At 39.3% G+C, this 22,088-nt stretch carries 19 protein-coding genes, 1 pseudogene and 1 CRISPR repeat array; of the genes and pseudogenes, 2 read left to right on the top strand and 18 right to left on the bottom strand.

Translation table 11 applies throughout. The features are described 5' to 3' along the window. Both AC4HAO_RS05800 and AC4HAO_RS05795 read right to left on the bottom strand, forming a co-directional pair. Window positions 1–220, bottom strand: a pseudogene (locus AC4HAO_RS05800) (hypothetical protein); the annotation flags it as partial. A 10-nt stretch (window positions 221–230) separates the two neighbouring features. Next, window positions 231–506, bottom strand: a complete 276-nt coding sequence (locus AC4HAO_RS05795; protein ID WP_491134855.1) for a TIGR04197 family type VII secretion effector — start codon at window positions 504–506, stop codon at window positions 231–233. 193 nt (window positions 507–699) lie between these two features. Here AC4HAO_RS05795 and AC4HAO_RS05790 point away from each other — a divergent pair, with 193 nt between their 5' ends. Continuing rightward, window positions 700–1,035, top strand: coding sequence for a helix-turn-helix domain-containing protein (locus AC4HAO_RS05790; protein WP_491093917.1), 336 nt, complete (start codon window positions 700–702; stop codon window positions 1,033–1,035). A gap of 204 nt (window positions 1,036–1,239) precedes the next feature. On the opposite strand, the gene AC4HAO_RS05785 is transcribed toward AC4HAO_RS05790, so the two are convergent. Together AC4HAO_RS05785 and AC4HAO_RS05780 are read right to left on the bottom strand one after the other, a co-directional pair. After that, window positions 1,240–2,145 carry an HAD family hydrolase gene (locus AC4HAO_RS05785; RefSeq protein WP_447451531.1) on the bottom strand — a complete coding sequence of 302 codons (906 nt, stop codon included), beginning with the start codon at window positions 2,143–2,145 and terminating at the stop codon, window positions 1,240–1,242. Window positions 2,146–2,327: 182 nt separating this feature from the next. After that, complete coding sequence (locus AC4HAO_RS05780) at window positions 2,328–2,474, bottom strand: hypothetical protein (protein WP_491093916.1); 147 nt, start codon at window positions 2,472–2,474, stop codon at window positions 2,328–2,330. Window positions 2,475–2,681: 207 nt separating this feature from the next. Between AC4HAO_RS05780 and lysS the strand changes: the two genes are divergently transcribed. Then, window positions 2,682–4,172 (top strand): lysine--tRNA ligase, encoded by a 1,491-nt coding sequence (lysS, locus tag AC4HAO_RS05775; protein WP_491093915.1) that lies wholly within the window; start codon window positions 2,682–2,684, stop codon window positions 4,170–4,172. A 405-nt stretch (window positions 4,173–4,577) separates the two neighbouring features. Here the strand turns inward: lysS and AC4HAO_RS05770 are convergent, their stop codons facing one another. The 14 genes from AC4HAO_RS05770 to AC4HAO_RS05705 all read right to left on the bottom strand — a co-directional run bounded on the left by AC4HAO_RS05770 (window position 4,578) and on the right by AC4HAO_RS05705 (window position 21,908). Then, window positions 4,578–5,528 carry a sensor histidine kinase gene (locus AC4HAO_RS05770; protein ID WP_491134854.1) on the bottom strand — a complete coding sequence of 317 codons (951 nt, stop codon included), beginning with the start codon at window positions 5,526–5,528 and terminating at the stop codon, window positions 4,578–4,580. Then, a complete protein-coding gene (locus AC4HAO_RS05765) occupies window positions 5,525–6,193 on the bottom strand; it encodes a response regulator transcription factor (RefSeq protein ID WP_491134853.1) in 669 nt (222 codons plus the stop codon). The genes AC4HAO_RS05770 and AC4HAO_RS05765 overlap by 4 nt, the downstream gene beginning before the upstream one ends. A gap of 247 nt (window positions 6,194–6,440) precedes the next feature. Beyond that, window positions 6,441–8,393 (bottom strand): ABC transporter permease, encoded by a 1,953-nt coding sequence (locus AC4HAO_RS05760; protein WP_491134852.1) that lies wholly within the window; start codon window positions 8,391–8,393, stop codon window positions 6,441–6,443. 1 nt (window position 8,394) lies between these two features. Further along, window positions 8,395–9,147, bottom strand: coding sequence for an ABC transporter ATP-binding protein (locus tag AC4HAO_RS05755; RefSeq protein WP_491093911.1), 753 nt, complete (start codon window positions 9,145–9,147; stop codon window positions 8,395–8,397). 333 nt (window positions 9,148–9,480) lie between these two features. Further along, window positions 9,481–10,586, bottom strand: a protein-coding gene (locus tag AC4HAO_RS05750; protein WP_491134851.1) for an IS3 family transposase whose coding sequence is annotated in 2 segments (ribosomal slippage) — window positions 9,481–10,310 and window positions 10,310–10,586 — 1,107 coding nt in all. Because the reading frame shifts where the segments join, the coding sequence is not laid out codon by codon here. A 68-nt stretch (window positions 10,587–10,654) separates the two neighbouring features. Beyond that, a CRISPR array of direct repeats spans window positions 10,655–11,354; the repeat unit is 32 nt; unit sequence ATTTCAATCCACGCACCCGTGTGGGGTGCGAC. Between the two features lie 147 nt (window positions 11,355–11,501). After that, window positions 11,502–11,795, bottom strand: coding sequence for a CRISPR-associated endonuclease Cas2 (cas2, locus tag AC4HAO_RS05745; RefSeq protein WP_165209893.1), 294 nt, complete (start codon window positions 11,793–11,795; stop codon window positions 11,502–11,504). 10 nt (window positions 11,796–11,805) lie between these two features. Continuing rightward, a complete protein-coding gene (gene cas1c / locus AC4HAO_RS05740; protein WP_491092532.1) occupies window positions 11,806–12,831 on the bottom strand; it encodes a type I-C CRISPR-associated endonuclease Cas1c in 1,026 nt (341 codons plus the stop codon). Beyond that, window positions 12,828–13,499, bottom strand: coding sequence for a CRISPR-associated protein Cas4 (gene cas4 / locus AC4HAO_RS05735; RefSeq protein ID WP_491092533.1), 672 nt, complete (start codon window positions 13,497–13,499; stop codon window positions 12,828–12,830). The genes cas1c and cas4 overlap by 4 nt, the downstream gene beginning before the upstream one ends. Before the next feature lies 1 nt (window position 13,500). After that, window positions 13,501–14,364, bottom strand: a complete 864-nt coding sequence (cas7c, locus tag AC4HAO_RS05730) for a type I-C CRISPR-associated protein Cas7/Csd2 (RefSeq protein WP_491092534.1) — start codon at window positions 14,362–14,364, stop codon at window positions 13,501–13,503. 3 nt (window positions 14,365–14,367) lie between these two features. Next, window positions 14,368–16,302: a type I-C CRISPR-associated protein Cas8c/Csd1 gene (gene cas8c, locus AC4HAO_RS05725; protein WP_491092535.1), complete on the bottom strand. Its 1,935-nt coding sequence runs from the start codon at window positions 16,300–16,302 to the stop codon at window positions 14,368–14,370. Next, window positions 16,302–17,039 carry a type I-C CRISPR-associated protein Cas5c gene (cas5c, locus tag AC4HAO_RS05720; protein ID WP_491092536.1) on the bottom strand — a complete coding sequence of 246 codons (738 nt, stop codon included), beginning with the start codon at window positions 17,037–17,039 and terminating at the stop codon, window positions 16,302–16,304. Before cas5c ends, cas8c begins: the two co-directional genes overlap by 1 nt. An 85-nt stretch (window positions 17,040–17,124) precedes the next feature. Further along, window positions 17,125–19,551, bottom strand: a complete 2,427-nt coding sequence (gene cas3, locus AC4HAO_RS05715) for a CRISPR-associated helicase Cas3' (protein WP_491134850.1) — start codon at window positions 19,549–19,551, stop codon at window positions 17,125–17,127. A gap of 252 nt (window positions 19,552–19,803) precedes the next feature. After that, window positions 19,804–20,778 (bottom strand): WYL domain-containing protein, encoded by a 975-nt coding sequence (locus tag AC4HAO_RS05710; protein ID WP_491092538.1) that lies wholly within the window; start codon window positions 20,776–20,778, stop codon window positions 19,804–19,806. A gap of 77 nt (window positions 20,779–20,855) precedes the next feature. Next, window positions 20,856–21,908: a DUF8462 domain-containing protein gene (locus AC4HAO_RS05705; RefSeq protein WP_165209872.1), complete on the bottom strand. Its 1,053-nt coding sequence runs from the start codon at window positions 21,906–21,908 to the stop codon at window positions 20,856–20,858. Window positions 21,909–22,088: the final 180 nt, after the last annotated feature.

Genomic DNA, 22,088 nt, shown 5'->3' with positions numbered 1-22,088 from the left:
GGGCTGCTGGCTGAGACGACGTTGCAGTTGGTAGGACCTGAACACTAGCAGGATTGACCGATTGAACGGACGGCTGAGCAGAGCCTGTCAGGGATTGAGAAGCCATCTCCCTAAACTGGTCAGGTATGTGTTGGGGCAGCGGATAATCTTTAAATGGCTGATACTGTCCATTAGCACCAGTGCTTGAGCGTCTGAATAATTGTCTAAAGAACTGAAACATGGCTGATCCCTCACAAAATTGAACGAATAGCCTGAGCCTGATGGGCATCAACAGTCTCAAATTCACTGGCAACACTGTGAATATTTGAAGAAGCATGACTCAGCAGTTCAGAGATCGCTTCTCGGGCTGATTTAACCGTCTCCAGCGCTTCATGCGCCTTAGTATTGCCGGCCACAGTCGTGGCGTCATCCTTGGCTACTTCACCCAAACCACCCAGCGCACCTCCCTTGGATGAAAACTGACTGGCATGCAATTGAGCGGCAGATAAACTACTTTTAATTTCCATAAATTAACCTTATTCTAACAATTTTTTCTATAAATAGCTTATTTAAAAAGTGATAAGAAATACTTCTATTCATAAACTATTGTCAATATTTTAACACTTATTCATATTTTGTCCAGTCGATCTATCCTTTTATAGACTGTTAAATATGCTTTTTAATCTATATCCTACTAATAGTATTTTGGGAGATAAGTAAATGGATTTAGATCAAAAGATTGCAAGGAAAATTTCTCAAATTCGAAACGATTTGGGGATGACTCAAGAGGAACTAGCCGAATATTCCGAATTAGACGTTTCTTCTTTTGCCAAAATAGAACGTGGTGAGCGTTCTAACATTAAAATCAATACCTTAGAAAAAATTTTAAAGGGACTTAACCTCCTGCCTTCTGAATTTTTTAGTGAAATTGAAGATGAAAGGTCACGAACACATTTTTCTAGAAAACTTGAATTAGAATTTGAAAAGCTAAACGATGAGCAAAAGAAAATCTATTTTGACATCTTCCAAAAGATTTTAAGGGCTCATCATAAATAATGGATTAGATAAGGTCTAAAATATAAAAAACGAATAATTTACCGCTTTTTAAAGCAAAAAGGGCATATTATTCGTTTTTTTGTATAACTTTTATCATTTATAGATTATTATTATTGAATATTTTAAGATCATCAACTTTTTAGTGAACTCCATGATTTAGCAGAGGAAGTTTAAGTATAAGAAATTTATTTAAAGGTATCCTTATCAGCGTGTCGCATACTTCATTCGTAAGACTCGCTCTTGCTGTTTGCTTAGGCGTAAGAGGATAACAACCTTATCCACACTCATATTACTCTCTAACAAGCGCTCGGCTGCCATCATCAGGCCGTTTTCAATCCCCATTTTAAGGACGGGATTTTCCTTATCATTGGCATCAAAGAAGAACTTGCTGTTGGGAAGATCAAAGAGGATTTTTACTGCTCCAAAGAGTTGCTCAAAATTATCAATGGCAACATCATAAACAGGTTTGGTCCCCGACTTGAGCTTTCTGCCACGGTGATTGAACCACATAGCTTGCCAACCGCTCTTTTTGGCACCAACAACATCATTGTCATACGAGTCTCCAACATAAAGCGTTGTAGCTGGGGTCATATCGAACTGTTCAGCCGCCAGATTAAAAATTTCTTTATCTGGCTTTTGGAAACCTGTCGCCTGACTGACCAAGACCCTCTTGGGATCGACATAGTCGTAGAGTCCCAGCTTGCGTACTTTTTTTAGCTGATGCTCAGTTGGCCCATTGGTAATGACTCCCATGGTTACCCCTTTTTCTTTTAGAAAATCGAGAGTCATCCGCATTTCGTCCAGCATGGTAATATTTTCTAATTCGTGCTCATACACTTCTTGGAAGCGGCTGCCTGCCGTTTCATCTATCTCGCGGTAGCCAAATTCTAAGAGGGTTTCCTTGCAGCGCCAAAAACGGAAATACTCTGTTGTCCATTCGCCAGCCATGACACGAGGAAAACCGATGTCAGAATAATGACGGAACTTGATATAAGCTTGGTTTATTTGGCTCATGTCAAAGTCTGGAAAGCACTGCTCCATAGCTAAACGATAGGGAGCTTGCTGGTCATAAATAGTATCATCAACATCAAAAACAATAGAAGTAATCATGACAGACCTTTCGAATTTTATTCTTCAAAATTATACTACCTTTTTTAAAGATTGACAAACGCTAATTATCAGTCACAATATTACTAAAATCAGTCTTTAGGTCTTGATTTTCAGTCTCTTTAATAGCATAACAGTTCCTGTTGGTATCTTGGGAGCAGAGAACTTCAGAATTATCGGAAGCATTAATCATAAAAAATGCAGCGATGAACGCTAATTCTATTGCCATACCAGTACTCATAACCACCCATAATCATCTCATCACTGCTAATCCTACTGCCATCCCGCCAGTGGACGAAAAAACTGACAGAAATCTGTTCATAATCAAGCAATCAGGCTGCTTCATGTTTTTACCCTAAACCATCACAAATCAGCTAACTTCTTTTTATCAAGATACAAAGCCGTTAAGCACTCCAAAGAAAAATAAGGGCAAATACTGATTGCCACCTGCTGTGCGCAAGGCTTAAAAATGACCAAGTCTCTACTATTAAGCGAAAAATTATGATAAAATATTGTGGAGTAACTTCTGGAGGAAAAACATGTCACAGCAACATCATGAAGATTTAAATGACCAAGAGCTTGTTCGCCGAGAAAAGATGGCGGCGTTGGCCGAACAGGGAGTCGATCCTTTTGGAAGGCGTTTCGATAGGACGGCGAACTCTGCCCAGCTAAAAACAAAATATGATAGCAAATCTAAAGAAGAGTTGCATGAGCTTAACGAAACCGCTACTATTGCTGGCCGCCTCATGACCAAACGTGGTAAAGGTAAAGTCGGCTTCGCCCACCTGCAAGATCGGGAAGGGCAAATTCAAATCTATGTCCGTAAGGATGCCGTTGGTGATGAAAACTACCAAATTTTCAAAAAGGCGGATATTGGCGACTTCTTGGGCGTTGAGGGTGAAGTCATGCGAACCGATATGGGAGAACTTTCTATCAAGGCAACTCATATTACGCATCTGTCCAAGGCTCTGCGTCCCCTGCCTGAAAAATTCCACGGTCTAACAGATGTGGAAACCAAGTACCGCAAGCGCTACTTGGATCTGATTACCAATCGTAACAGCTTCGAACGCTTTGTCACTCGCTCACAAATCATTTCTGAAATTCGCCGTTATCTGGACAGTCTTGACTTCTTGGAAGTTGAAACACCTGTTCTTCACAACGAGGCTGGAGGGGCGGCGGCTAAGCCATTTATTACCCACCACAACGCTCAGGATATGGACATGGTACTGCGGATTGCAACCGAACTCCACCTCAAACGCCTGATTGTCGGTGGTATGGAGCGTGTTTATGAAATTGGCCGAATCTTCCGCAACGAAGGAATGGATGCTACCCATAATCCTGAATTTACCTCCATTGAAGTCTATCAGGCCTATGCAGATTTCAATGATATCATGGACTTGACTGAGGGGATTATCCAGCATGCTGCTAAAGCTGTTAAGGGAGACGCTTCTGTTGTCTACCAAGGTACTGAAATCAAAATCAACAAGCCCTTCAAACGCGTACATATGATTGACGCTATCAAGGAAGTAACAGGAGTTGATTTCTGGCAGGAAATGACTTTGGAAGAAGTTCAAGACTTGGCACGAGAAAAAAATGTTCCACTAGAAAGACACTTTACATCTGTCGGACATATTATCAATGCCTTTTTTGAAGAATTTGTTGAAGAAACACTTATTCAGCCAACCTTTGTCTACGGACATCCAGTTGAAGTCTCTCCTCTGGCTAAGAAAAATGCAGATGATCCGCGCTTCACTGATCGTTTTGAACTCTTTATCATGGCCAATGAATACGGCAATGCCTTTACCGAGTTAAATGATCCAATTGATCAGTTAGAACGTTTCAAGGCTCAGGCAGCTGCCAAAGAACTTGGTGATGATGAGGCTACTGGCATCGACTATGATTATATCGAAGCACTTGAATACGGTATGCCGCCAACAGGCGGACTGGGCATCGGTGTTGACCGTTTAGTTATGCTCTTAACAGATACAACTACCATCCGCGACGTATTGTTGTTCCCTACGATGAAATAAATTCAAAGAGGTTGAGACAAAAGTTCTCAACCTTATTATTTGGTCAATTTTATTTGCTAGGCGCAGTGATTGACATCCAATTCTATGAACGCTAGTTCATCTTATCTCCAAGCTCCAAAGGTCCGGGGGACCTTTGGAGCTATGTGGAGGTGGGTTAAAAAGAAATAAAGCTTGCAAGGCAAGTGTCAAAATACTCCGATGGAGTTTGGCAGTCTGGGGATAGACTGCCACCTAAAAACAGGAAAGTGGCAGAGGCCTAAGCCTTAAGATAAGAGAGCGAGGAAAATCAAAATCGTGATTTTATCACGAATTATTGGTTCCTGTCCCACTCTCTTTATTCTCTAAGTCATATAAAAACCGCGATTGAATAACGAGCAAGCGCGGCCTTGGTTTTTGTGATAAAGATTATGCTTTTGTAATTCGGACACTGGTGCCTTGGCCGACTTGGCTGCTGATGGCAATAGTCAGTCCTAGGCTGTCCAATATCTGTTTGGTCATGTAAAGACCAAATCCAGTGGCCTTCTGGTGCTCATGACCATTGTAACCCGTAAAGCCTTCTTCAAAAAGTCTAGGCAGATCCTCTGGGAGAATGCCCATACCTTGGTCGCTGACGGTCACGCCTTGGTCGGTCATTGTAAGGCTGATTTGGCTATTTTCATGAGAGTATTTAATAGCATTGTCCAGTATCTGGGCTAGAGCAAAGGTCAGCCATTTTTTATCTGTCTTAACCCGCCAGTCCCCATCAATAGACACCGATAGATTTTTAGCAAGGCAGAGAGTGCGATAGGTCTTGATAAGGTCGACAGCCAACTCACGCACCGAGATAAGCTCAAAGCGAAAGTCATCATTATGCTGGCTGAATTTAAGGTAGGCCAGCAAGGTATTGAGATAGTTCTGCAGCCGTTGAAGCTGCTGCTCGACCTCATTTTTATCCAGCTGCTGGGTTTGAGCCATGAGTGATAAGGCAGAAATAGGAACTTTCATCTGGTGGGACCACATTTTTATCATAGCTTCCAAACGGTCGCGATCTTGCACCGCCTCCAATAGGAGCTCAGCCTCTTTGGCCTTTAAATCAGCGATAATCGCCTGATAGGCTCGATCACTAGGAGACTGCCATCTTTTAAAATCCGCCGGCTCAAAATTAATTGTAGTATTATTTAGTTGTTTTAGCTTACTATAAAAACGGGCATAAAGCCAGAGGCTAAACCCTAACAAAATAACGATATTTAAAGCTAGACTATTGATAAAATACTCCAAAGGCAAATGATAGAGCCAAAAGGTCAGGTAGAACAAACCAGCCGTAAGTCCATAAATCAGATACCAGAGGCCGTATTCTTTGATGAACTTCCTAATCATTTGAGTAAATACCCTACCCCTCTCACCGTATGGATATGATTAAAATCCAAAGGACTTATCTTCTTGCGCAAGCGGGTCATATTAACACTCAAGGTATTCTGATCAATAAAGCTCTCGTTTTCCCAGAGCTTTTCCAGCAGTTCTTCCTTGGAGACCACCTGATCTTTGTGAGACAGTAAAATTGCTAAGATCTTATTTTCTGTCGGTGATAAGGTAACCTGCCTGTCACCATTAGACAAAAGACCGTCACGTGTCAGGCTAAAATTGCCTATATGCAGAACATCAGCTGTAAATTGCTGAGCCCGGCGCAGGAAGGCGGAAATTTTGGCATCCAAAAGAGGCAGTGAGAAAGGTTTAGCAATAAAGTCGTCACCGCCCATATTGAGCGCCATAACCATGTCCATCTCATCATCACTGGATGATATAAAAATAATAGGAACAGTCATAGACTTGCGAATCTCTGTTGTCCAATAAAAGCCATTGAAATAAGGCAATGTAATATCCATTAAGATAAGATCCGGTTTAAAATCTTCAGCTTCCCGGCGGACATCACGAAAATTGCGGACACTGGCTACCTGATAGCGATCGGACAGGTGCTGGCTAAGCAGCGAGACAATGGTCTGATCATCTTCAACCAGATAGATTTTCTCTTGCGGCTGAGTCATAAATTTCCTTTCTGAAAGATGAGTATGTAAAGGCTATAACATTTGTCATACTAGCTTTTTCACGGAATACAAAGTTCTTTGGCCCTCCCAAAACTAATACGTTCGACGAAGAAGGGCTGAGTTTATAGGAAGGCGGATTTTTTTCGCAGGATTACAAGTGCATTCAGTTTATTTTAACATAAAAGAACCTGAGACGAAAAGATCGATCTAGGTTCTTGAAATTTTAATCTTAATAACCTCTTGCTCTTCAGCGTTCAATCAGACGATAATAGGTGCGGCTGGTCAGGCGATAAATGATAAAGTAAATCAAGGCGATAAGCGCAACCGTTATAAGGCTGACAAGGTAGACCAGATTGGAGCTGGTTACACCGAAAGCTAGAAGCAGCTGCTTGAGCATGGGAATAGCCATCACAAAGTGCAAGGCAGCAAAGGCTAAAGGCATAAAGAAGACGAGGATAATTTGTGAATTGATGGTCTTTTTTACCTGCCCTTCACTCATACCGACTTCTTGCAAGATACGATAGGACTTCTTGTCTTCATGCCCTTCAGAATACTGTTTGTAATAGATAATCAGAGCCAATCCTAAAATAAAGCTGCTGCCTAAAAGGACACCTGTGAAGAGCAAACCGCCGAAAATTTGGTAGCCTTCTTCCAGATAAGTCTGGCGTGTGTCCAGACGGCCCGCATCTTTACTCTGGCCGATAGCAATACCATTTGGTGCAACTTTTTTTATTTCCTTATCAGACAGATCCAAGTAGGCCGTATACGTTTCACTGAGCATTGTCATCTTAGATAAATAAGGTTTGTAAGCTGCTACTATAGCTTTAGCCTCTTGGCGATCAGCGACGACCAGAAGGCCTGGATTATAGGTATTAGCAAGGTCTGGCATCTGGACATCTTTAAAGTTCTTGACGATATCATAGTGCCGTCCTAATAAATCGAGGTTTTTTAGCCGACTGTTACCCTTTTGGATAAAGAAGGCTGCCTGCTTCTTTTTGAGGTGGGGGAGGTCATTGCCTAGTTTTCGGAAATCCTCCTGTGTCATGATATAGACAAACCCCTGTCGGCTAACATCTTTTAGGACATCCTTATCGGTTACCCGCATAGATTTTTGAGTGCTTAGGGGCATAAAAATTGTACTCGTGGTGTAGTCAATAAGATCCTTATCCGATTTGTCCAGCTTATCTAGGACATCAGCCTGCAGACGCTGCCGCCCTTCACCATCCTTAGTGTAGTAGGTAATTTTGGCAGATTTTGGATAAACCTCGCTGGCTACATTTTGAGTATTGCTGTAGAGGGATACTGTCGTGCCGATGGTAACCAGAGCCATGACTGCCAACAAGGTAATACTGGCTAGACCTGTCGCATTTTGCTTCATGCGAAAGATCATCTGCGAGGTGGTAACAAAGTGCTCGGGCTGGTAATAATAGTCCTTATCTTTACGGCGGTGCTTGAGATACCAGGTCATAAAGCTGATATAGAAAAGATAGGTCCCAACGATAACCAATAAGACGGCAATAAAGAAGCGATACAGTACCGTGAGAGCCGCAGAATTGGTAGATGTTAAAGCCAGATAATAAGCCCAACCCAGTGACAGCAGCCCAGCTGCCGCCAAGATAATATTGCCTCGAGGTTCTTTTTCTCCCTGCTCCTGCTTACTGAAGAGGTTTAAAGGAGAGGACTTTCTGATATGCCAGAGGGCTGTTAACTCCAAGACCAGAAAGATCCCTGCAAAAATAATAATCGTCAGAATAAAGGGCAGGATAGTCAGCTTTAAATTAAGCTTGTCATAGTTGATAATATTGACAAAGATGAGATAGAGAAATTTTGAGAAGACAGCACTGAAAACAGAACCTATAAAGGTTAATCCAAGGAAGATGATCCCAAGCTCCAGCGTCGCTATAAAACTGACTTGGGTCTTGTTCATTCCCAATATATTGTAGAGTCCGAATTCACGGCTGCGCTGCTTAAGTAAGATCTTGTAGCTGTAGCGCTCCATGATAAGAGAAAAGATAGTTAGGACAAAAATGCCTAAGACCAAGGTGGTAGCCCCAGTGCTCATTCCTTTCCCCATAGGGCTGAGTAAAATTAGCCATGATGAACAAAGCAGGGAGAAGAGCAGAAGACTGGCCAACATGAAGGGACCGTACTGGCTTATAGAGTTTTTGAGATTACGGACAGCCATTTTAAGATAGAACATCCTACTCACCTCCTAACAGGGCTGACATGGTTAGCGAGATTTCCTTGCTGAAATCCTTGTTGGTCTTATCACCACGGTAGAGCTGATGAAAAATTCGGCCGTCTTTGATAAAGAGCACACGTTTAGCGTGACCTGCGGCATTGGCTGAGTGGGTTACCATAAGTAAGGTCTGACCATCTAAATTAATGGTTTCAAATAGGTTGAGCAGGTCTTCAGAGTTGCGGTAATCCAGAGCTGCGGTCGGTTCATCAGCCAGCAGAACCTGCGGATTGGCCATCAGACTTCTGGCCACTGCTACCCTTTGCTTTTGCCCACCAGATAGCTCAAAAGGGCGCTTGTCCAATAAGTCTTGGATCCTGAGTAAAGGAGCCAGTTCATTTAAACGGCGATTCATTTCCTGATAGGGCTTGCGATCCAAGACCAGAGGTAAAAAGATATTGTCTCTTACAGACAAGGTATCCAGCAGGTTGAACTCCTGAAAGACGAATCCTAGATTCTTGAGACGAAAACTAGCCAGCTGGCTCTCCTTGATTTTGGTAATATCCTGACCATTGAGCATAACTGAACCTTCCGTTGGCTTTTCTAAGGTCGCCAGAATATTGAGCAGGGTAGTCTTGCCAGAGCCCGACTCCCCCATAATGGCGATAAATTCGCCATTGTCAATCTTAAAATCAACATCCTGCAGCGCATGGGTCTCTTCCTTGGAAAAGCGCGTGCGGAAAATTTTCTTGAGATGATTAATTTCTAATAGCATTGCTAGCCTCTTTTCTATTTATGATAGCCAAAATGACCCTCAGCATGCAGTTGGAGTGAGCCAAATGGACTTCTTATCTTTAACCATCTTTAGTTTACCGAAAATTTCCTCCCTGAACCTTACAATTTCGCTCTGCATTCTTACAGTTTTGTAAGAAAAGACACTAACTGTTGGAGTTTTGAGGATAATAAAACCAAGTCCAGTAATAAGTAATAAAGGCTCTATAATTTCTATAATGGGTAAATCCCACCGCAAGAATTATGGAACTTTTTGAGTATGAAAAAGTTCCGAAAAGGCAACAGTTTTCTGTACAAAATTTATAAAGTGTTTTTGTTAAACGATTGCTCTTTTAGTCATGGGTGTTTGGTAGTTGAGACTACCGTGAATACGGTGATGATTCCACCAGTGGACATAATCTTTCGTTTTTAGGGTTAATTCTTCTAGCGAATGGAAGGCCTCTTGGTTGATAAACTCCAGTTTGAAGGAACGATAAGTGCTCTCAGCTACGGCATTATCATAGGGACAACCAGCCTGACTTAGAGACCGAGTGATGTCAAACGCCGCCAACATCCCATCAATCAAAACATTGTCAAACTCCTTGCCACGATCAGAATGGAACAGCTTGACTTGGCTTAGCGCATAAGGAATGCTTTGAATGGCTTCTTTGACGAGCTCTGCCGTCTTGTGCCAACCAACTGCCAGGCCAATAATTTCACGATTGAAGAGGTCAATAATGAGGCAAACATAAGCCCAGCGACTGTCAACGCGGACATAAGTCAAGTCAGTCACAAGCGTTTCCAGTGGTCTTTCTTGGTTGAATTGTCTGGCTAAATGATTTGGAATGAGTGCCTCATTTTTCCCTTTAGAATACGGCTTGAAGGCAGCCTTCTGGTAAACCGAAACGAGATTCAGTCTCTTCATGATGCGACGAATCCGACGGCGAGACAAGTTGATCCCTTGTGCTTCCAGACATTTCTTAATCTTCTTAGCGCCGTACCTGGACTTACTGTCAAGAAAAATGCGCTTAACCATTTCTTCAAGTTGTGCCTCAGATACTGGCTCTACAGCTTTGTAATAATAGCTAGAGCGAGGAATGTTCAAACAACGACACATATCGGAAATGCTGTATTTGTCCTTGTTAGCGGTGATTATTTCCCTTTTCGTGCCATAATCACCGCCGCTTGCTTTAGGATATCAACCTGCATTTCAAGCTCTTTGTTGCGTTTTCTAAGTTCCATCAACTCACGCTGTTCATCTGTCAGATTATCAACAGTTTTGAAGGAACCAGTTGTTCTTGCTTGTTTAACCCACTTGTCAAAGCTAGACGGGGTCAACTCATATTCTTTGATAATCTCGCTTCGTTTCATACCTGCATTGTGAAGGTCAACGATTTGTTGTTTAAACTCATCTGTGAAGTAACGGCGAATTTTTCTAGACATGATAGTCTCCTTTAGGATTTCTTTTAGTGTAGAGCACTTTATAATTTCTGTCTAGTTTAGTGTAACCTATTCAAATCCACGCACCCGTGTGGGGTGCGACTCTAGCTCTGAGCCAATCTTTTTAAACTTCTCCTATTTCAATCCACGCACCCGTGTGGGGTGCGACTAAAAACTTGGATATACTGTCACCTTTGGATCATATTTCAATCCACGCACCCGTGTGGGGTGCGACGATCATGCGTCCGTCTCACGAGATCCAACTCCTTCTATTTCAATCCACGCACCCGTGTGGGGTGCGACCTATTGCAGGCGCCGTGCTTATCAGCGCTAACGTATTTCAATCCACGCACCCGTGTGGGGTGCGACCATGGCAGCGAGAAAATTTAGAGGCAAAGATGTTATTTCAATCCACGCACCCGTGTGGGGTGCGACCGTCGACGACGCCGAAGAAACGAGAGAGCTAGACAGAATTTCAATCCACGCACCCGTGTGGGGTGCGACGTCGCACTGTACAGGAAATCGACAAAGAGGTAATAATTTCAATCCACGCACCCGTGTGGGGTGCGACCATACCTGCAGGGGCTTGCTCCATCATGATTCTATTTCAATCCACGCACCCGTGTGGGGTGCGACCAATACATGCTCGGCACTTCTTGCGACCTGCTTAATTTCAATCCACGCACCCGTGTGGGGTGCGACTGACCTTGACCGTGATAGTAGTACTTTTGTTATTAAGATTTCAATCCACGCACCCGTGTGGGGTGCGACGGCGCGTAGTTGCACCGTTTGTGGCTAAATGTTATTAGTCACTGATGGTATTTTATCAGTAAAAAACACTTTTTGCCACTCAGTTCTGTATTTTTGTGCGCGAGTGTCCTAGGTTTTGATGTGCAACCTAGGTTCGCACTCAAGATTTTATAAAAGTAATATCCCCGCATCAGGGTCATAACTGTCGTTTCTACCAAGAGTTTCTACACGATTTTGCCAATTTTTGCCAAGAAGATAAAATCGTATACTATCTGATTCTTGGTCAATGATTGTCAACAGTTTATTTTTTATTTCGACAAATTCAGCCGGTGTCACAGAACATTCAAAGACTGAATGCTGCACGCGCTGACCATAATCGACACAGAGCTTCGCAACGTGACGGAGACGTTTCCTGCCTGCAGCAGTCTCTGTATTCACATCATAAGTCACTAAAACCATCATAAACTGACTCCTAAATTAAGAATGGCGGATAGGATTCCAATTCCCCACGAATTGCTTTAGTCAATAGCTGAGCTTGAACATAAGGCAAGAGCATTAACTTGACTTTTTCCTTAGTGAAAGGATGTTCAACTTCTGTATGCTTACGCTTCTGCCATGCTTCAATAAAAATAGCACGTCCTTTTTCTGTTAGAATAACACTGCCATTTTCTTTGATGTCCAAATGCTTTTTATTTAATTGCCCTTTGTTTATCAGCGAAAAAACAAATCTATCAACAATATAAGAACGAAATTCTTCCACCAAGTCCAGAGCTAGACTGGCACGACCCGGCCTATCTGTATGGTAAAATCCAACATAACTATCCAATCCAACCGCTTCTAAAGCCGATTGGCATTCGTAAGTCAGCAAACTATATCCAAATGACATCAGAGCATTGACGCAATCCTGTGGTGGCCTTCGTGTCCGACCGTTAAATTTAAAAGTTTCTTTATCCGTTAGAATTAATTCATTGAATGCCCTGAAGTACTGATTGGCTGCCTGGCCTTCAATTCCCAACAAAGTTTCCTTGTCGGGTGCAGATTGAATTTGCTCCAAAGCCCAAGTCAATTCTGTATTGATATCTTCAAATAATTGAGTGTCAATCTTATCACGATGATCACGCTTAAAACGAAGTAAATATTTTCTGGAATTAGATACCTTTGCCAAGATGAAGCGCTTAGCGTATTCCGTCGAAAGATCATGATCCGCTAAGCGATAATGCTCACGCCTGAGCAAAACATTGCCATTGGTCGGACCTACAAAACGACCGCAAAAATGACCTTGAGGAGTATGAAAAGAAAGGTTAATTTGATTTTTTGCACAAAGTTCAATCAAAGATGGTGAGGCGCCTAGGTATGAAAAACAAACAATACCGTCAATAATCCGATAAGGAAAACGACTAACAACCTTTCCCTCCTGTTTGACAACAATATTATCCCGCTCACGCGTTAAATAAAAGTTATCCTGTGTGAGATATAAAGTATTTAGCAATTTTTTCATAAACTATCCTCACTTGCTAAAGACTGTTTAATGTAATTATCCACATTGCGAGACTTCTTACTTAGACGTGGTTTACAAATATCCACTAAAGAACACAAAGGGCAATTTTTAAAATACTCTGCCTTATCTATGATTTTATTATCATAATAATAATGCATTTGTTCAGCTAAATCAAAAACTTTTTGGCGCAATTCTTCAGTGATTTCAATTATCTTCTTTTGATTCACGCTATGGTAATAAAGACAGCCAGTCTCAATCTGACACCCAAAAGTTTCCTCAAGGCAAATAGTCTGCGCTACCAGCTGGACAATATCGCGAGTATCTCTTTTAGGTTTCCCTCGTTTATATTCAACAACACAGGGTAGCCACTTTCCTCGTTTACCATTCAGAACAACACCATCATCATTTTTATGAAATTCCACAACATCAAGAATGCCATAAAGACCAAGCATTTTTGATGAGACATGCATAGCTCGTGAAGTGATAACATCATTTCGTTTTTCCTTAATATAGGGATTATCTGCCTTTTGGTGCAAAATCTGCCCATGGGCTGTTGCTTCATTATCAGCCCATTGCTGCTCAATATGGATCAATCCCCATTGCCTTTTACAAAATTGGAAGTGCTGAATCCCCGATAACATCAGATAATCATTTTCTGAATAGACCATATTAAAGTCCTTCTAAGATATCAACTTTCAATCCTTTAGCTTCATAGTCTGCCAGTTTTTCTTGGTTGAGATGGATACCATAGTCTTCATAACTATCTTTGTCCTGTTTTTCTTTATCGAATTCTAACAAGTCAAAGACACGCGCACTAGATACATTCCCCAGCTTACTGCTATGCGTAAACCAAAAAACATCACGCACACGCATTGACCCTTCAGGACGAGCCGATGATGCATCGTTTTCAAAAAGACTAACGAGCGCTTCTTTAATCACCTCAGCATCTTCATCAGAAAATCCGGTTTTTTCAGCAAAATAAGCATTAATTGATCCTTTAATCACATAGACTCCATAATCCACAAAATGTTTCGTTCCCATAGTGCTAGATTCTAACTCAGTTTTGCTATCCAATTCACTATTTGTACTCTTGGTTATTTGCACACTTTGAGATACAACCGTTTCTAAACTTTTCGCCCAAGAAATAGATACAGGTCCTCGAACATTTGCAGCAGAATAGCCTTTGAATGCAAATACTTGACCAAAGCTACGCACATCTAACCACTCTTTATTAATTTTGTCTAAAAAATTTTCTACTGAAATATCTTTCTTGACTTTTTCAAAGTATTCCTTATTTTCTAAGCGAGCTTTCAGTGAATACATGTTATCATCAACCCTATCCCTAGATTGGACAAAGATTTCATGTCCCATGTCTTGCATACGATTTCTGATTTTACGTTTAATTGAAACATCACTCATCAAGCCATGACCTTTAGCATCTGTTCTTGGCATATTCCCTGACAAGGGATCTCCATTTACATTGGCGTCTCTCACTTCAACGGTCACCATAAAATCAATTTTGTGTTCTAGCATATCTTATTCCTCGTTTTCTTTAGTTTGTTTAGTGTAATAAAATTGTTTTTCAGCATAGTAGCCAAAGATAAATTTATAATCCAACGGTTGATTGATACTTTTATCCTCCATAATAGACGATAAGAGTTGAATAATTTCCTTTAGTTCATTCTCCAATTTTCTCCAATAACCTATTTCATTAACCTGTAAATAGTTAATACAATAGCGAACTTTACTATCTAAAACTGTCATTAGCGTTGCAGGTTGGGTAGTATATGCGGACCAATAACGTTCAGCATTAGTAATTCTCTGATTCCGATTCTCTTTATCGGGATCTTTAGATTTGTTATATAGTTCTTCAATCAACTCATAAATGGCAAGTAGACGTCCAAATAGATAAGAACGATCTGTTTCTTGATGGTCTAACATTGGTGTAAATTCCTTTCCATATTGTTTATGTAAAATCGCTAAGCTAACGTTTTGTACTTGATACCATTGGTTCGGATACCTTCGACGCTGTTTGATGTTGTTTTCTAACTTCTTGACAATACTACTAGGGATTTGTTTTCCATCAATCAATGCTGTCACCAACTGTTGGTATAAATCACTTTTGAAGCTATCATTATCTAATTTCAAGACTATCTCACGTTTCTGGCCCTTGCGCTCTTCACGCTCAACACCATAGGCGGCCAAAATAACCTCATTAAAACTTGGTATTTTTTGGAAATCAATACCATCTTTTTTTCTGACTTCCCAAGAATACTGGCTCTGCCATTTATCAAGATTTTTCAAAAGGTCTGAACCCTGTAAATGACGAAAGTATTCAAGAGCAACACGCCCTTTTGACTTTTGTTTTATAATGGCAACATAATAAGTTGACGCGTCACTAAACTGTTTTGGCCCATGAATAAATGACTGGTTAATACTTCTGTTTGTTTGACCGACTATAAACTTTAGACGATTTTCTAGATTATCTTCATCAAAAGAAATATCCCAATCTTCATCAAAAACACCAGCCACCTCCTGAGGTTCGGTCAGTTTTAGCTGGCTTTGATTAGTTAAATCATCGCTAAACCAGTTGATGAGATGCTGACCTGTTCCTAGACTCGTATGAGTATCATCGTTTTCCAAGAGGAATTTAGCCATAAGATGAATTTTCTCTGAAGTATCATATCCTATTCTTATAACATCATTTGGATTTGTGAAACGTCCCAAATAGTTCTCTTTCGCTGTACTATCACTCCCTGAAATAAGCTTTAAATTACTAATAAAATAACGATGGTCAGAAGTGCTTAAAGGAGCGCTCTTCTCTCCACTGATGTTACATATTATATTTTTCTCATGGTAGGCATTGACATATCGGATATAATCTTGATGCAATTCCAAATAATTCGTTACAGAAACTGTCTTTGAACTAATAGAATCAGCTATTCGAAATTCAATATAACAATTTTTGAAGTCTATTGATTTCTTACCAATTTTAACCTTCAAACCCTCTCGTTCATAGTTTTTTCCATAAATAGACTTAAAAATCTCATCCTCGAAATTTTCTTTACTCAAATAAGATTGAATAGTTTTTAGAAATCGTTTTATTTCCGGATTATCTGTAAATTCAATCCAATTGGCTAGTTGAGAATTATACTTATCATTATACAATTGATTTATAGTGGGAGTTAGATATTTCATTTCATCAACTAATGGATGTGGATCTGTATTACTAGATCTAGCTACAGATTTAAAGGTAACCGGAAAGATAATCACATCTCCATCAGCCAATATGGTTGCCTTCATCAGTTGTCCTGTTTTATTTAATTGAACAGAAATAATATTTTTCCCATTTGAGCGCTTGCTATCGTGATAAATCGGTAAAAGAATTGTTCTAGACTTTTGAGTATTATCAACCCACCCATCCGTTTCTGCCGATTCATAGGTCTGCCACAGTGAGGTTAAAAAGTTTATCAGCGCCCTCCTTCTTCCCTAGCTTTATCCGCTTGATAAAGAGTGAATTCTTCATCAACTGGTTTGACTTGTCCTGCTGCCTTAAATGCGTAACTAGACAGTGTGTTCACAATCTCGCAGTCTTCTTGTTCTTTGAAACGTATTATACCGTCTTCCATAACTATCTTGGCAAAGTAAGAACGTAATGGCTGCGTTTTGTCCGTCGGATAAGCAAATGAGTGGAACATGATACCAAAATCAATCGTTTGATTAGCATAGTATGTTTCTGCATGTTCGTATTCTTCTTGGCTAACTTCATCGACTAACCCTAAGCACTCACTCGTACCCAAAAAAACATTACGCCTACCCCCCTTTTTAATTGAGCGTGCCATAATAGCCTCATGCTTATTGGGTAAACGATCATTAATCAAATCAGGGCGATTTTCATTCCAGGTAAAATAAAATTTAACCAAATATTCCACATCGCTGAGATAAGAAACATAGCTTAAATCCGCCTCATAGTTAGCAAGTAATGCCCTAACACCATGTAACTCTGTTTGAATTTGATTGACTACTTTAACTTCAGTTACGACATTTCGTATAGTCGGCTTATAGTAAACAGAATCAACAATTCCTTGCAAGGCCTGACGAGTTGGTATAGCGTAGCTTGACCTCTCTCCACCTCCCTTAGTAGCCGGATTTGTAAAAAGAGCTAAGTCCCCCTTGACTCGCAGATAAAAATTTCTCGATCTGTACAATGTTCTTTCCTCCAATCTTCCTTATTTTCACAACATCCAGTAAAACGCTTTTATTTTAGTCCTGGTTTGCATAAAAGTCAATCTTCTAAAAAATCAAATTAACATTACTGGTATCTTTTTTAATCCCAGCTACATCATCATAATATTCTTCTTGCAATATAAAAATTTGTCCATTTAAGTATGCTCTCGTCGCTTTTAGAAGCTCATCATGTTCCCTAAGATTGACAGTATAAGGCTGCAATTGTTTTAGTTCCTGCTTAATTTCTAACAACTCCTGACCAACTGGATAGGGATTCTCTGATAATTTTTCTTCTAAAATAGTTAGTTGATCAGCGGCATCTCCATAAGAAACTAAGACACCAATACTCTCATCTTTGATTAAGTCCATCTTTTGTCCAGCTCTTTTGAACGACTGCCGTAATTTACCTGATGTCAATTGTGTAGAATAGGTGTTCTGACTAAGGTAATCATAGATTGACTCATTATCAGATATCGGATAATCCATCTGAATTTTATTGTCAGCATAATATTTTTCAAAAAAGTCAACATTCAAATCAGTGACATTGATGGGTGATGTTTTCTGGAATAAAATGGCTTCTGTTGAATCTTTTTTCTGACGAATTTCTTTCAGATAAGTTAGATTTTCTTCTTCATCAAATAGATTAACCAAGGTTACTTGCCCCATAGTCCGTTTACCCTCACGATTGCACCGACCTGCCGCCTGTACAATAGAATCAATACCAGCAAAAGAGCGAATCACACGTTCAAAATCCACATCCACACCTGCTTCAATCAATTGTGTACTCACACAGATGAGAGGAATATTTTGAATTAATTCTGACTTTATTTTTTCAATAATATCAAAGCGATGTTGAGCACACATGTTTGTAGAAAGCTGATAGAGTGGCCTGTCAGTTTGTTCCTCCAAAAGTTGATATAATTTTGCAACAGCTGGCTTAGTATTCAATATAATAAGTGTGGACTGATTATTCTCTATAATGGCAGCTGCCAATTCATTTAGAGTCACTTTATTATCATTGTCATCAAACTTTCGTAATTCTGTACGAGTAAATACTTTTTGCTCTGATTCCGTAAGCATCACAATATCAGGCAGTTCTGTATTTTCCCCGCCATAGACTAATCGATGGGAAATCTTCCTAGAATCATAGATAGGTTGGGTTGCCGTACAAAGCACAATCATTGCATTCATCACTTGACAAAGAAAATTCATCGTCAAATTAAAAAGTGTGGTAACTTCTATGGGTAACGATTGTACTTCATCTAAAATCAAAACACTATTCGTCAAATTTGAAAATCGCCTAATATTGGCAGACTTTGTTTTAAATAATGTCTGAAAAAATTGAACCATGGTCGTTAGCACAACTGGACTATTCCAGCTATCCGTTAGATACTGCGCTTGCAAATTTTGACATGTTTCATCGCCAAATTCATCATAGCTCCCATCCTGTTCCTGAACTATATTTGAATGATGCTCAAGAACGCCATCCTTGCCAATAATCTTCTTAATAGCTGAAGCATTTTGTTCCAAAACAGATAAAAAGGGCGTCATATAGAAAAAACGTTTTTTATGCTGATGTCGCATTTGATGGACAGCATAACGCAGACTCAAATTAGTCTTTCCAGCACCTGTTGGTAGATTTAGCCGATAGATTCCACTTGAGTCTTCAATTCCACGCCGCTTAACACGTTCACCAATCACTGTGCGGACACGGTTTAATTCTGTTTTAGGATTTCCAAAACTAGCATATAAATCCTCAACTGATTTGTAATAAGACTCTTGCAAAGTCTTGTATTCCTCAGGATTAAAAGGCTCTAATAATAAATCATAGGCATTGATAGTATCTAGAATATCTGCATTTTTTAGAAAAGATAGATACAATCTAACAAAGCAAGAACAATAAAAATCACGCTCGCTGTTGTCTTGTACAGAGAGGCTGCTCCAAGCTTTCTGAAAATTTTCGAAAGCCTTATCTATTAAATCGTTTAAATTCAGATAACCATATTTTGGCAATTGTTTTTCTAGTACCTGAGCAAATCCCACAACATCACTTGTAAAATGGTAATCTTCCATCTTTCTTCTAATACGATAGTGTAATTTATTATTATCAAATAAACTACTATTTTCAGTATCATTGGACATGGGAATATCATACATACCATGATGAGCAGAAATAACATAGGCTACTATATCATTAAAAGTAGATACTAACCATCTATCTACCTCTAAAGCCTTTACCGCTTGTTGTACCATACGAAACAAATACTTAGCGCCAGCATAGGAATGGTCAACATGCATAGCGGGATTCTTGGTTAATTTATCTTGGAATTTTTGATCGGCTTTTCCTAGATCATGATAAAGGCCTAGCAAAAAAAGCAAATCTCCCTGCCCAATAGAGTCAGCATCTTCTCTTGCTTTGTTAGCTACATTAAAAGAATGTTCCTCTAATGACTGTTTCTTATCTGTTTCATGTTCATAATGTGCTAAAATCATTCATCCACCTCACAAACTACTTATATAAACAAATCGACACTTTAAATAAACAATATCGAAATGATTCGTATAGGCCTATATCCTTTCAACATCTAAAGTATATCAGAAAAATACATTAAATAAACATGTTTTTCGGCGTCTTAGTTTAAATTACGTATTCTATATAACTTTTCCCTTAAAAATACAAATAGAAGCACATAAAATATGTACTTCTACTTGAATCTCAAAAAATATTTTCTGTATTAATCATAGTTATTTTTTTATGCTTTTTATATCCAGAAATATAAAATCTCCATCAAAACGTTGAATATATTTCTGAAAGCCAAATAAACTCAGGGTTTCTATCTCATAGACAATACCATTTTCCAACTCATTAATGATTTTCAATTTTGGAATATCCGCTTCTAATACATCCCTAAATTTACCCGTATACTTAAACTGAATTTTCACCCATTTCTGATCAGAAAGCATTGAGAAAGTCTGGTATCGAACCTGTTCATCCTTAATAAGTCGTTTTTGCTCTTCTTCAGTTAGTGAAAAAGCAGAATTTACAGTAGACTTATGAATAGTTTTAAATCTATCCACCCGAAAATACCTTAATTCCTGCAGTTTATATTGACTCTTAAAATTCTCATCTAATTTGTAAGAAATGCAGTAAAAATAATGACTATCAAAAATAACAGAAATGGGCAAAACAATGTACTCTTCAATCTTGCTAGAGGGCTTTGTATAGCTAAAAGCTAGTGGACGCTGATCGACAATTGCATCAAAAATAGCGGAAATAATCGGCAAAATAGACTTATTAGATTCTCGATAAAACTTTAATTCCTGATAGCTATTGAGCTCAAACTGAGTTAATTTTTTAATTCTTGTACGTTCTTTATCATCAACTGCGCGTTCCACAAAAATATTAATGATTTCAGAGACTTCATCTTTTCGTAAGGCTCGGCTCTCCAATAAGATTTTTGAGAGAATGACTGCTTGATTATACTTTAAATTTCCATACCCTTGTTCATAGTCTGCATAATAGCATGCATATTTTCGTGAAAATTTGATATGCATGTTAGGACGCAATTCTTTTAAATTGGCTTTCAGTTCACTGATATCTTCCTTCATTGTTCGATCACTAATCTTGAACTTAGACAGATACGCATCCTTATTGATCTGATTTCCCTTTTCTAACTCAGACATAAAATAAAGTAATCGTTTCGTCTTTGACTCAGCCATATCATTTAACCTCGCTATTTCTTTTATACAAATTATTCTATTACCAACGGCCTAATTCATATCATAGTGTTATTGCTCTACTCCAACCCTTCATACTCTAGGATAAAGTCGCTTAGGCGGGGTAGCGTCAGGGAAATATAGCCATATTCTGACGTATCAATTAGACCTTTGCGTTTGAGGCGTTCACGATATACAGATAGAAGACTTGGGGTAAAATTGAGACTTTCTCTGAGATCCTTAACACGAGTCTTTGACTGCCTAGACAAGGCTTTCAAGACTTTTTTATCTTGACCTGAGAGTTCTGACCAGATCTTTTGATAAACATAACTCTGTAAGGCTTCATCGTAAGCTTCAAGCAAGGCTTTACGATTATCTAAATAGTTTCTATTTTTCCAGCAGAGATAACCTAAAGTTTGGAAAGCAAAGGAATAGCCAGCAGTCAGATTGGCCATATTGATTGCTTTTTCGTCGGTAAGATTAAAGATTTTACGATAACGCTTCTTGATAGAAATCTTATCCAGTGGAGCTAGATCCAGTCTAGGCGAACGGTAAAGAAAGGTAAGTGTGGCATCATTCTGCAACTCATAGATATTCTCATAAAGCCCCGTCATAAGTAGAAAAATAGGATAATCCTCACGTATCAAGAGCTGAAAGCTACTGGTGAAAATTTTAATATTTTCAGTCTTCGTTACTTCATCTATAGTGACAAGAACTTTCTTATCTAATAGTTTTACTTGAGCCAGCATCTTCTCCAACGCCACTTCAATATCATTGATCGGAGGCACATTCTCAATAGCAGCACCAATACCAAATAAAGTAAGATTAAACTTAGCTTTGATAAATAACTGATGGAGTTCGGGAATGTCATAAAGTTTGGCAACTAAACTTTTAAGTAAGTCGCGATTAGGATTAAGATTGATAACAATCCAGTCACCGGACTCCTTTAAACTATTAGCAATAGCCGTCATGGTTACTGTCTTACCCGATCCGCGTACACCGGTTATAAGATAGGATTGGGAGGCGGAATTCTCTTCATTAAAGTCATTTATAACCGATTGAATCTCAGATGTTCGAGAAATGAAGGTATGAGGGCGTTTTCCAAAGCCCAATGTAAAAGGATTAGCTGCCATCTAAATTCTCCTTATATTAAGATATTAAGCGACCCAAAGAAATTTAGGACGCCTACGGATCAAGCGAAATAGAAAAATCTTCCCTTTTTGCACAATTCGCTACTGATATTTAATTATATAACATTTTATTTCGTATATAACTTTATATAACTTTCACTTTATTATATAACTTTATATAAC

The organism is Streptococcus sp. ELY_137, assembly GCF_058314515.1.
The sequence above is the reverse complement of the archived record's forward strand: the minus strand, read 5'-3'. Positions and strand labels throughout refer to the sequence as shown.

Excerpts from the sequence above, each read along its gene's own strand:
- AC4HAO_RS05755 (WP_491093911.1), bottom strand. The coding sequence starts at position 9,147 with ATGCTATTAGAAATTAATCATCTCAAGAAAATTTTCCGCACGCGCTTT.
- cas2 (WP_165209893.1), bottom strand. The coding sequence starts at position 11,795 with ATGATGGTTTTAGTGACTTATGATGTGAATACAGAGACTGCTGCAGGC.
- cas4 (WP_491092533.1), bottom strand. The coding sequence starts at position 13,499 with ATGGTCTATTCAGAAAATGATTATCTGATGTTATCGGGGATTCAGCAC.
- cas1c (WP_491092532.1), bottom strand. The coding sequence starts at position 12,831 with ATGAAAAAATTGCTAAATACTTTATATCTCACACAGGATAACTTTTAT.
- cas7c (WP_491092534.1), bottom strand. The coding sequence starts at position 14,364 with ATGCTAGAACACAAAATTGATTTTATGGTGACCGTTGAAGTGAGAGAC.
- AC4HAO_RS05760 (WP_491134852.1), bottom strand. The coding sequence starts at position 8,393 with ATGTTCTATCTTAAAATGGCTGTCCGTAATCTCAAAAACTCTATAAGC.
- AC4HAO_RS05770 (WP_491134854.1), bottom strand. The coding sequence starts at position 5,528 with ATGATTAGGAAGTTCATCAAAGAATACGGCCTCTGGTATCTGATTTAT.
- AC4HAO_RS05795 (WP_491134855.1), bottom strand. The coding sequence starts at position 506 with ATGGAAATTAAAAGTAGTTTATCTGCCGCTCAATTGCATGCCAGTCAG.
- cas3 (WP_491134850.1), bottom strand. The coding sequence starts at position 19,551 with ATGATTTTAGCACATTATGAACATGAAACAGATAAGAAACAGTCATTA.
- AC4HAO_RS05710 (WP_491092538.1), bottom strand. The coding sequence starts at position 20,778 with ATGGCTGAGTCAAAGACGAAACGATTACTTTATTTTATGTCTGAGTTA.
- AC4HAO_RS05785 (WP_447451531.1), bottom strand. The coding sequence starts at position 2,145 with ATGATTACTTCTATTGTTTTTGATGTTGATGATACTATTTATGACCAG.
- AC4HAO_RS05765 (WP_491134853.1), bottom strand. The coding sequence starts at position 6,193 with ATGACTCAGCCGCAAGAGAAAATCTATCTGGTTGAAGATGATCAGACC.
- AC4HAO_RS05705 (WP_165209872.1), bottom strand. The coding sequence starts at position 21,908 with ATGGCAGCTAATCCTTTTACATTGGGCTTTGGAAAACGCCCTCATACC.
- AC4HAO_RS05790 (WP_491093917.1), top strand. The coding sequence starts at position 700 with ATGGATTTAGATCAAAAGATTGCAAGGAAAATTTCTCAAATTCGAAAC.
- lysS (WP_491093915.1), top strand. The coding sequence starts at position 2,682 with ATGTCACAGCAACATCATGAAGATTTAAATGACCAAGAGCTTGTTCGC.